9 protein-coding genes and 1 pseudogene are annotated in these 11,353 nt (G+C 71.4%); 7 read left to right on the top strand and 3 right to left on the bottom strand.

Translation table 11 applies throughout. The features are described from left to right. Positions 1-17: 17 nt before the first annotated feature. From SRB5_RS32905 to SRB5_RS32915, 3 genes are all read right to left on the bottom strand, one after another. Entirely contained in the window at positions 18-803 is a 786-nt protein-coding gene (locus SRB5_RS32905; protein WP_323378881.1) for an ABC transporter permease, read from the bottom strand. Next, complete coding sequence (locus tag SRB5_RS32910; protein WP_153457151.1) at positions 800-1,717, bottom strand: ABC transporter ATP-binding protein; 918 nt, start codon at positions 1,715-1,717, stop codon at positions 800-802. Before SRB5_RS32910 ends, SRB5_RS32905 begins: the two co-directional genes overlap by 4 nt. A gap of 102 nt (positions 1,718-1,819) precedes the next feature. Then, the gene (locus tag SRB5_RS32915) at positions 1,820-2,764 is read right to left on the bottom strand and encodes a DMT family transporter (protein WP_153457152.1); all 945 of its coding nucleotides are present in this window, start codon (positions 2,762-2,764) and stop codon (positions 1,820-1,822) included. Between the two features lie 58 nt (positions 2,765-2,822). Between SRB5_RS32915 and SRB5_RS32920 the strand changes: the two genes are divergently transcribed. The 7 genes and pseudogenes from SRB5_RS32920 to SRB5_RS32950 form a co-directional block, all read left to right on the top strand. Beyond that, positions 2,823-3,155 carry a chorismate mutase gene (locus SRB5_RS32920; RefSeq protein WP_323378883.1) on the top strand — a complete coding sequence of 111 codons (333 nt, stop codon included), beginning with the start codon at positions 2,823-2,825 and terminating at the stop codon, positions 3,153-3,155. Between the two features lie 56 nt (positions 3,156-3,211). Then, entirely contained in the window at positions 3,212-5,692 is a 2,481-nt protein-coding gene (gene pepN / locus SRB5_RS32925) for an aminopeptidase N (RefSeq protein ID WP_153457153.1), read from the top strand. Between the two features lie 119 nt (positions 5,693-5,811). Continuing rightward, positions 5,812-6,165, top strand: coding sequence for an LppU/SCO3897 family protein (locus SRB5_RS32930; RefSeq protein ID WP_153457154.1), 354 nt, complete (start codon positions 5,812-5,814; stop codon positions 6,163-6,165). A 140-nt stretch (positions 6,166-6,305) separates the two neighbouring features. Then, on the top strand, positions 6,306-7,730 hold the full coding sequence (locus SRB5_RS32935; protein WP_153457155.1) for a pyridoxal phosphate-dependent decarboxylase family protein: 1,425 nt from the start codon (positions 6,306-6,308) through the stop codon (positions 7,728-7,730). Beyond that, complete coding sequence (locus SRB5_RS32940) at positions 7,727-9,097, top strand: lysine N(6)-hydroxylase/L-ornithine N(5)-oxygenase family protein (protein WP_153457156.1); 1,371 nt, start codon at positions 7,727-7,729, stop codon at positions 9,095-9,097. Before SRB5_RS32935 ends, SRB5_RS32940 begins: the two co-directional genes overlap by 4 nt. Positions 9,098-9,232: 135 nt before the next feature. Then, positions 9,233-10,666 carry a pyruvate kinase gene (gene pyk / locus SRB5_RS32945; RefSeq protein WP_153457157.1) on the top strand — a complete coding sequence of 478 codons (1,434 nt, stop codon included), beginning with the start codon at positions 9,233-9,235 and terminating at the stop codon, positions 10,664-10,666. A gap of 85 nt (positions 10,667-10,751) precedes the next feature. Further along, positions 10,752-11,353, top strand: a pseudogene (locus SRB5_RS32950) (methyltransferase); the annotation flags it as partial.

Below are 11,353 nucleotides of genomic sequence, written 5' to 3' on the forward strand. Positions count from 1 at the left end.
CAGGGCGTACGGACCGCTCATACGTCGCCGCGCACCAGCCGCACCGCCGCCCCGGCCAGCGCCGCGCCCGCCCAGGCGAGCAGGGTGAGCAGCGCGCCCAGCGGCGTGGGGCCGTGGGAGGTGCCGGTGGCGGACATGATCGCGTCGGTGGCGTTCAGCGGGGTGTACTTCATCGCCGTCTCGACCCAGTCGTACGACACGAGCCGCGCCAGCTGCGGCAGGATCATCACGACGCCCACGAACGTGCCGATCGCCGCCGGAGTGCTGCGCAGCAGCGCCCCCAGCCCCAGACCCAGCACGGCGGACAGCGCCAGCATGACCGCGGCCCCGAACAGCCCCCGCACGACGCCCGGATCACCGAGCGCGGCGTGCATCTCCGTACCGGACAGCAGCCGCTGCGCCGCGGGGAACGTCACCCACACCGTCACCAGCCCCACCCCGAAGAGCACCCCCGCCAGCACCGCCGCCTTCGCCCACAGCACCGGCAGCCGCCGCGGCACCGCCGCGAAACTGGCCCGCGCCATCCCCGTCGACCACTCACCGGCCGAGGCCAGCACCCCCAGCACCGCGACCATCAACTGCCCGAACTGCAGCCCGAACAGGGCGACGAGCACCGCGTCGCCGGGCGCCCCGTCGTGATCCCGGTACGTGGCCCCGATGAGCAGTCCCAGCCCGACCGTCAGCACGACGACGGACCCCAGCGTCCACCAGGTGGAACGCAGCGACCACAGCTTCGTCCACTCCGAGCGCAGCACCCCGCCCGGGGTGATCCGGTGCCCCGCCGGCACGGCGACCGCACTCACGCCGCCACCCCCTGCGCGTGGTACTCGACGGACTCCCGCGTCAGCTCCATGAACGCGTCCTCCAGCGACACCCGCCGCGGCGTCAGCTCGAACAACGGCACCCCGTGGGTCGCCGCGGTCAGCCCGATGTCCGGTGCCCCCGTCCCCGTCACCGTCAGCTCACCGGGCCCGCCCCCGCTGATCTCCACCCCCGGCCCCGCCAGCAGCTCCCGCAGCCGCCCGGCCTGCGGCGACCGCAGCGTCACCTCGTCCCGCCCGGCCGAGCGCACGAACTCCTCGACGGTCGTGTCCGCCAGCAGCCGCCCCCGCCCCACGATGATCAGATGCTCGGCGGTCAACGCCATCTCGCCCATCAGATGCGACGACACGAACACCGTGCGCCCCTCGGCGGCCAGCCGCTTCAGCAGCGTACGGATCCACAGCACCCCCTCCGGATCCAGCCCGTTGACCGGCTCGTCCAGGATCACCGTCGCCGGATCCCCCAGCAGCGCCGCCGCGATCCCCAGCCGCTGCCCCATCCCCAGCGAGAACCCGCCCGCCCGCCGGTGCGCCACCTCCGTCAGCCCGACGGCCTCGATCACCTCCGCCACCCGCGACCGCCCGATGCCATGGGTGTGCGCCAGCGCCAGCAGATGGCCGTACGCGCTGCGCCCCGGGTGCACCGACCGCGCCTCCAGCAGCGCCCCCACCTCGGTGAGCGGTGCCCGATGCGCGGCGTACGGCCGCCCCGCCACGGTGACCGTGCCGGACGTCGGGGCGTCCAGGCCGAGGATCAGCCGCATCGTCGTGGACTTCCCCGCCCCGTTGGGCCCCAGGAACCCGGTGACCGTCCCCGGCCGGACCGTGAACGTCAGATCGTCGACGGCGGTCTTCCCGCCGTACCGTTTGGTGAGCCCGCGGGCCTCAATCGTCATGCCTACGACGCTAGGCAGCGCCCGCCCCCCGGACGTCAGCCCGCGGACGGGACCCGCGACCGGCCGTAGTACCCCGGTACGACACGCGACCGGACCGGAGACCTACCGGGACGTCGCCGGCTCCGCCGAACCCGGCGAGCCCGCCACCACCCGCGGCTCCCGCCGCCCGCCGCGCCGCGACACCGCCACCCCCGCCAGGCACAGCACCCCGCCGGCCAGCGTCAGCCAGCCGGGTATCTCGTCCAGCACCAGCCACGACATCAGCACCACCAGCGCCGGCACCGCGTACGTCGTCGCCCCCATCCGCCCCGCCGTCGTCCGCGCCAGCGCGTACGCCCACGTCGTGAACGCCAGGGCCGTGGGGAACAGCCCCAGATACACCATGTACAGCGTCGCCGACACCGGCGCCTCACCCACCTGGGACACCAGCTGCCCCGCGAACGGCAGACACAGCACCATCCCCGCCGCGCACCCGTACGCCGTCACCTGCAACGGCGACGCGTACCGCAGCGCCGGCTTCTGCGCCACCACTCCCGCCGCGTACGTCGCCGCTGCGACCAGGCACAGCACCACCCCCAGCACCGACGACCCGCCGCCGTCCGACATCGACAGCCCCACGACCGCCGCCCCCGCGAATGACACCCCCATCCCGGCGAGCAGCATCGGCGGGAACCCCTCCTTCAGCAGCCACCCGCCCAGCAGCGCGATCAGGATCGGCCCCACGTTCACCACCAGGGCCGCCGTCCCCGCGTCGACCTTCTGCTCCCCCCAGTTCAACGCCACCATGTACACGCCGAACCACAGCACCCCGGACACTGCTATCCCCGGCCACGCCGCCCGCGGCGGCAGCCCCTCCCGCCGCACCAGCACCAAAAGCCCCAGCGCCACCGTCCCGGCCAGCAGCCGGCCCAGCGCCAGCGCCCCCGGCCCGTAATGCTCCCCGGCGTCACGGATCGCCACGAACGCAGACGCCCACAGCACCACCGTCACCGACGCGGCGGCCACCGCCCGCGATCCCGCGCTCTTCACACCCGATCCGTCCACCATACGAGCCACCGTAGCCGCAGGGTCCGACAACGCCCCACCGCTTTGTTACGGTGATCCGGTGAGCGAATCCCCGGCGGCCCTCGACGGCCTCGACGACGACGGCGTACGGGCCGAACTGGTCCGGCTGCGCGACAGCATCGACAACATCGACGCCGCGGTGATCCACATGCTCGCCGAACGGTTCAAGGCCACCCAGCAGGTCGGCCGCCTCAAGGCCGCCCACCGCCTGCCGCCCGCCGACCCCGCCCGCGAGGCCCGCCAGATCGCCCGCCTGCGCGAGCTCGCCGGGAAGGCGAAACTGGACCCGGCGTTCGCGGAGAAATTCCTCAACTTCATCGTCGCCGAGGTCATCCGCCACCACGAGACGATCGCCGCCGACCACCGCGGCTGATCATCCGCCCCGGGCCGCCCCCGCACCCGGACCAGGGCATGAGGCAGCATGTCCCCATGCCCGCACTGACGCGCGACGAAGCGCAGACCCGAGCCCGTCTCCTCGACGTCCGGAGCTACCACGTCGACCTCGACCTCACCCGCGGCGAGGACACCTTCGGCTCGACGACCGTGATCCGGTTCACCGCCCGCGAAGCCACCGACACCTTCGTCGAACTCAAACCCGCCGCCCTGCACCGCGCCGTCCTCGACGGCACCGAACTCGACCCGGCGGCCCTCGACGACAACCGGCTCCCCCTCACCCTTACCCAGGGCCCGCACGAACTGCGCGTCGAGACCGACATGCGCTACTCGCACACCGGCGAGGGCATGCACCGCTTCACCGACCCCGCCGACGGCGAAACGTACCTCTACACCCAGCTCTTCCTCGACGACGTCCAGCGCCTGTTCGCCGCCTTCGACCAGCCCGACCTCAAGGCCGTCTTCGACGTCACCGTCACCGCCCCCGACGACTGGACCGTCCTCGGCAACGGCATCGCCACCTCCACCGCCCCCGGCCGCTGGACCCTCGCCACCACCCCCGTCATCTCCACCTACCTCGTCGCCGTCGCCGCCGGCCCCTGGCACTCCGTCGTACGCGACCACGCCGGACTCCCCTTCGGCCTGCACTGCCGCCGCTCCCTCGCCGAACACCTCGACCGCGACGCCGACGAACTCTTCGGCATCACCACCGCCTGCTTCGACCGCTACCACGAGAAGTTCACCGAGCCCTACCCGTTCGACTCCTACGACCAGGCCTTCGTCCCCGAGTTCAACGCCGGCGCCATGGAAAACCCCGGACTCGTCACCTTCCGCGACGAATTCGTCTACCGCTCCGCCGTCACCGACACCGAACGCCAGACCCGCGCCATGGTCGTCGCCCACGAGATGGCCCACATGTGGTTCGGCGACCTCGTCACCCTCACCTGGTGGGACGACATCTGGCTCAACGAGTCCTTCGCCGAGTACATGGGCTACCAGACCCTCACCGAATGCACCCGCTTCACCGAGACCTGGACCGACTTCGCCATCGGCCGCAAGGGCTGGGGATACGACGCCGACCAGCGCCCCTCCACCCACCCCGTCGCCCCCTCCGACGTCCCCGACGGCGCCGCCGCCCTCCTGAACTTCGACGGCATCTCCTACGCCAAGGGCGCCAGCGCCCTGCGCCAGCTCGTCGCCTGGCTCGGCGAAAAAGACTTCCTCGCCGGCATCAACGACCACATCGCCCGCCACAAGTTCGCCAACGCCACCCTCGCCGACTTCATCGACTCCATGGCCCGCGCCTCCGGCCGCGACGTCCCCGACTGGGCCCAGGCCTGGCTGCGCACCACCGGCGTCGACACCCTCACCCCCGAGATCACCGAAACCCCCGACGGCTGGACCCTCCACATCCGCCACGACGGCACCCGCCCCCACCACATCCAGGTCACCGCCTACGACGAAACCCCCGACGGCCTCACCGCACGCGAACGCTTCACCGAGGACATCCCCCGCCCCGCCGGCACCCCCCACACCCACTCCGGACCCCGCCCCGCGCTGCTCCTCCTCAACGACGGCGACCTCACCTACGCCAAAATCCGCCTCGACGCCCCCTCCTGGGACACCGCCCGCCGCTCCCTGAGCCGCATCCCCGACGCCCTCACCCGCGCCGTCGTCTGGAACGCCGCCCGCGACATGGTCCGCGACGGCGAACTCCCGCCCGGCGACTACCTCGAGGCCGCCGCCGCCCACCTCCCCACCGAGAGCGACCTCGCCGTCGTCCAGGGCGTCCTGGCCTTCGCCCGCCAGCAGATCACCGACCGCTACCTGCCCCCCACCGACCGCGCCCCCGCCCTCGCCACCCTCCACACCCTCGCCCGCACCCTCCTCACCCGCACCGACACCACCCCCGACCCCGGACTGCGCCTCACCGCCGTACGCACCCTCCTCGACACCGCCGCCGACCCCGCCGAACCCCGCGCCTGGCTCACCACCGGCACCGTCCCCGACGGCCCCGCACTCGACCCCGAACTGCGCTGGCGCGCCCTGCTGCGCCTCGCCGTCCTCGGCGACGCCACCCCCGCCGAGATCGACGCCGAACTCGCCGCCGACCCCAGCGCCACCGGCCGCGAAGGCGCCGCCCGCTGCCACGCCGCGCTGCCCGCCGCCGAAGCCAAACAGGCCGCGTGGGAAGCCATGTTCGAAGGCGACGACCTGTCGAACTACCTGTTCACCGCCACCGCACAGGGCTTCTGGCAGCCCGGCCAGGACGAGCTCGTACGCGACTACGTGCCGCGCTACTACACCGACGCCGCCACCATGAGCACCCGCCGCGGCCCCGCCATGGCCGAAGCCGCCGGCCGCCACGCCTTCCCCCTCACCGCGGTCACCCCCGACAACCTGCGCCTCGGCCACGAAGCCCTCGCCGGCGACGACCTGATCCCGGCCCTGCGCCGCAAACTCGCCGACCAACTCGACGACCTCGCCCGCGCCCTGCGCGTACGCGGCGAGAGCTGACCCGCCCGTCGCCCGTCCCCGCGCGGGGACGGGCGACGGGCCACCGAGGACCTGGTGAGACCCATGTCAGCGCCCTGCGCTACCGTGCGGTCCTTCCGATTCCCAGGGGGAAATTCCTCATGTCCATGCCTCCGCCGCAGCTCGACCCCGGCAAGGCGCTCCTCAAGAGTTCCGCCGCCCTGTTCATCCTCGCTCCCGCGGTCTTCTTCGCCCTCATCGCCGTCATGAACCTCCTCAGCGACTCCTCCACCACCCAAGCCGGGGACTGCGTCAGCCTGGGGGACAACGACAGCATCGAGGTTGTCGACTGCACATCCACCGACGCCGAATTCACCGTCGCAGCACGTGTTGACGGCCGCTTCGGCGGCCCCGACGCCCAAGCCAGGTGCGACGTAGAAGCACCCGGATCCCCGTACACCTATATCTCGCGGGGCGACAGCTCGTCCTACATCCTCTGCCTCAAGTCCCGCTGACCCCACGCCGGTCCGACCCACCGAGTCAGACCACACCCCCGCTTCCCACGTACGGGCGAACTCCCGCGCACACACACGTACCCCGCGGTGATCCACAAGTACCGTAGGCCCTCCCCGACCCCACCCGGATGGAGAGCCGCATGCCCGCACACGATCCCGGGGCCGCCGCGCTCGCAGGCGGCCCCGCAGGACCCAGTGCCCTGCGGCCCCTGACCGACACCGCCCTCGACGCCCTCGCCGAAGGCGCCCGCCGCCGCCCCGGACCCCTCCCCGCCGGCGGCCCCGACGAGGTCACCAAACGCCTCCGCGAAGCCGCCGGCGACGTCCTCCCCTACCGCGGCGAAGGCGCCCACACCGCCCTGCGCACCCTCACCACCGCCCTCGCCGAAGGCGCCGCCGACCCCGCCGACCCCCACTGCACCGCCCACCTCCACACCCCACCCCTCGCCCTCGCCGCGGCCGCCGAACTCGCCGCCGCCGCCCTCAACCCCTCCCTCGACTCCTGGGACCAGGCCCCCGCCGCCACCGCCCTCGACACCCTCGTCGCCGACACCCTCGCCGCCGAGATCTACCCCGACGCCCCCACCCCCGACGCCCTCTTCACCACCGGCGCCACCGAAGCCAACCACCTCGCCCTCCTCCTCGCCCGCGAACACCTCGGCCCCGCCCTGCGCATCGTCTGCGGCGCCCACACCCACCACAGCGTCGCCCGCGCCGCCTGGCTCCTCGGCCTACGACCCCCCACCGTCCTGCCCACCCCCCAGGACACCCTCGACCCCACCGCCGTCCACGACACCCTCACCCACATCAACGGCCCCACCCTCGTCGTCGCCACCGCCGGCACCACCGACACCGGCGCCATCGACCCCCTCACCCAACTCGCCCACACCGCACAGGCCCACGGCGCCCGCCTCCACACCGACGCCGCCTACGCCGGACTCCTGCGCCTCGCCCCCCGCCTCGCCCACCTCGTCGACGGCCTCCACCACGCCCACACCGTCGCCCTCGACCTCCACAAACTCGGCTGGCAACCCGCCGCCGCCGGCATCCTCGCCGTCCGCGACCACACCGACCTCACCCCCCTGAACTGGCCCACGGACTACCTCAACACCCCCGACGACACCGACGCCGGCCTCCCCGACCTCATCGGCCGCTCCCTGCGCACCACCCGCCGCCCCGACTCCTTCAAAATCGCCGTCACCCTCAAAGCCCTCGGCCGCGCCGGCCTCGCCGAACTCATCGAAGCCACCGTCGCCGCCGCCCACCACCTCGCCGACCTCATCGACGACGACCCCCACCTCGACCTCTACACCCGCCCCACCCTCACCACCGTCCTCTTCCGCCCCACCGACACCACCGACACCCACGTCGCCACCCTCCGCCGCGACCTCCTCACCCGCGGCCACGCCGTCCTCGGCCGCGCCCACGCCGGCGGCCGCCTCTGGCTCAAAGCCACCCTCCTCAACCCGCACATCACCCCCGCCGCACTCGACGACCTCCTGGACCTCGTACGGGCCCCCGCCACCCGCACCGACGCCCTCACGGAAGGCACCCCCACCCGATGACCCCCACCCCCCGCCGACCCCTCGACCTCGTCGGCATCGGCATCGGCCCCTTCAACCTCTCCCTCGCCGCCCTCGCCCACGGCATCCAAGACCTCACCACCGCCTTCTACGACCAACGCCCCCACTTCAGCTGGCACCCCGGCCTCCTCATGGACCACGCCACCCTCCAAGTCCCCTTCCTCGCCGACCTCGTCACCCTCACCGACCCCACCAGCCCCTGGACCTTCCTCAACTACCTCCGCACCCGCGAACGCCTCTACCCCTTCTACTTCGCCGAACGACTCCACACCCACCGCACCGAATTCGACGCCTACTGCCGCTGGGTCAGCGACAACCTCCCCACCCTCCACTACGCCCACCAGGCCGACACCATCCGCTGGAACCACGAACACGCCGTCTTCGAAACCGACTACACCCACCTCGACGAAAACGGCCGGGCCCACGCCCTCGGCCGCACCACCTCACGCAACCTCGTCCTCGGCATCGGCACCGAACCCCACATCCCCGAACCCCTCCGCCCCCTCACCACCAACCCCACCCTCCCCGTCATCCACGCCGCCGACTACCTCAGCAACCGCGAACAACTCCTCACCCACAGCCACATCACCGTCATCGGCTCCGGACAATCAGGCGCCGAAGTCTTCCTCGACCTCCTGCGAGCCCGCCCCACCGGCACCGAACAACTCCACTGGCTCGCCCGCACCCCCGCCCTCGCCCCCATGGAATACAGCAAACTCGGCCTCGAACACTTCACCCCCGACTACACCCACTACTTCCACGCCCTGCCCCAACCCGCACGCGACGACCTCTTCCCCCGCCAATGGCAGCTCTACAAAGGCATCGACCACGACACCCTCGCCGCCATCCACGACGAGCTCTACCGCCGCACCCTCGCCGGCACCTGGCCCGACACCGTCATCACCCCCGGCGTCACCGTCCGCACCGCCCACCACACCAGCGACAACCGCATCGAACTCCACCTCGAACACCACCAGCAGAACCACCACGACCGCCTCACCACCGACGCCGTCGTCCTCGCCACCGGCTACCGCGAACGCTCACCCGACCACCTCCTCCACGCCCTACGCCCCCACATCCGCCGCGACACCGCAGGCCGCCCCCACATCGACACCCACCACCGCCTCGAACTCGACCCCGCGATCACCGGCCACATCTACGTCCAGAACGCCGAACGCCACACCCACGGCGTCGGCACCCCCGACCTCGGCCTCGCCGCCCACCGCAGCGCCCGCATCCTCAACCACCTCACCGGCCGCGACCACTACCCACTCCCACGCCGCACCGCGTTCACCACATTCGGCCTCAAACAACCCCGCCCCGCCCCACTCGTACCGGCGACCCGATGACCCCACCCCGAAAACGCTCATCAGAGCGCGCCCCCGCACGTTTTACCGTTTGTCAATACCCTTTCACGTAAAAGTCGTTGGGCAGTAGACCGTCCACAGTTCTCTACCCATGGGTAAGTCATAGGGTCTACAGACATGCGCCGAGCAAAGATTGTCTGCACCCTGGGCCCCGCCACCGACTCCTACGACCAGATCAAAGCCCTGGTCGAAGCCGGAATGGACGTAGCACGCCTCAACCTCAGCCACGGCACCTACGCCGACCACGAGGAACGCTACGCACATGTACGCAAAGCCGCAGACGAAACCGGACGCAGCATCGGAATCCTCGCCGACCTCCAAGGCCCCAAGATCCGCCTCGGCACCTTCCGCGAAGGCCCCGTACTCCTCGAACGCGGCGACGAGTTCACCATCACCGTCGACGACATCGAAGGCGACCGCAACACCTGCGGCACCACCTACAAAGGCCTCGCCACCGACGTCACCCGCGGCGAACGCATCCTCGTCGACGACGGCCGCGTCACCCTCGAAGTCACCCAGGTAGACGGCCCCCGCGTCCACACCATGGTCATCGAAGGCGGCATGGTCTCCGACAACAAAGGCCTCAACCTCCCCGGAGTCTCCGTCTCCGTCCCCGCCCTCAGCGACAAAGACCAGGACGACCTCCGCTGGGCCCTGCGCACCGGCGCCGACATCATCGCCCTCTCCTTCGTCCGCAGCGGCGCCGACATCCGCGACGTCCACCGCATCATGGACGAAGAAGGCCACCGACTCCCCGTCATCGCCAAAATCGAAAAACCCCAGGCAGTCGACAACCTCGACAGCATCGTCGACGCCTTCGACGGACTCATGGTCGCCCGCGGCGACCTCGGCGTAGAAATGCCCCTCGAAACAGTCCCCATCGTCCAGAAAAGAGCCGTAAAACTCACCAAACGCAACGCCAAACCCGTCATCGTCGCCACCCAGATGCTCGACTCCATGATCGACGCATCACGCCCCACCCGCGCCGAAGCATCCGACGTCGCCAACGCCGTCATGGACGGCGCCGACGCCGTCATGCTCTCCGGCGAAACCAGCGTCGGAAAATACCCCGTCCAAACCGTCAAAACCATGAGCCGCATCGTCGAAGCCGCCGAAGAAGACATGCTCGCCAAAGGACTCCCCACCCTCACCGAAAACAGCAAACCCCGCACCCAAGGCGGAGCCGTCGCCCGCGCCGCCGCCGAAATCGGCGACTTCCTCCACGCCAAATACCTCGTCGCCTTCACCCAGTCCGGCGACACCGTCCGCCGCCTCGCCCGCTACCGCTCACCCATCCCCGTCCTCGCCTTCACCCCCGACCCCGCCACCCACTCCCAGCTCAACCTCACCTGGGGCGTCGAAACCTTCCTCGGCCCCATGGTCCAGACCACCGACGAAATGGTCGCCCAAGTCGACGAACAACTCCTGCGCATCGGCCGCTGCCGCAAGGGCGACGTCGTCGTCATCACCGCCGGCTCACCCCCCGGCATCCCCGGCTCCACCAACCTCGTACGCGTCCACCACATCGGCGAGGACGACACCCCCCACTGACACCCGCCCCCACATACCCCCGAGCCCCGGCCCCGCACCACAGGCCGGGGCCGCGCCATACCCCCGACCGCTAACCTGAACCCCAATGAACCACCCCATCACACCCCCCGCCGCCCACCACCTCACCCGCTACCCCGCCGACCCCCGCGACCCCCTCCGCGCCTGGGACGCCGCCGACGAATACCTCCTCCGCCACCTCACCGGCGACCTCCCCCCGAACCTCACCGCCGACCACCCCCGCCCCCCACTGGACCCCGGGACCCGGCTGACGATCCTCGGCGACCGCTGGGGAGCCCTCACCACCTCCCTCGCGGCCCACCACCCCACAACGATCACCGACTCCTACCTCACCACCCTGGCCACCCGCGCCAACCTCACCCGCAACACCCCCGACCCCTCCACGGTCAACCTCCGCACCACCCAGGACCCCCCACCCACCCGCATCGACGTCCTCCTCGTACGCGTCCCCAAAACCCTCGCCCTCCTCGAAGACCAACTCCACCGCCTAGCCCCCGCCCTCCACGAGGACTCCCTGGTCATCGGCACCGGCATGACACGCGAGATCCACACCTCCACCCTCACCCTCTTCGAACGCCTGGTAGGCCCCACCCGCACCTCCCTCGCCACGAAGAAAGCCCGCCTGATCTTCAGCCACCCCGACCCCACCCTGACCCGCCCCCCAAACCC

The sequence above is a fragment of the Streptomyces smaragdinus genome (genome assembly GCF_009604385.1).
In the GTDB taxonomy this organism is placed as follows: Bacteria; Actinomycetota; Actinomycetes; order Streptomycetales; family Streptomycetaceae; genus Streptomyces; species Streptomyces smaragdinus.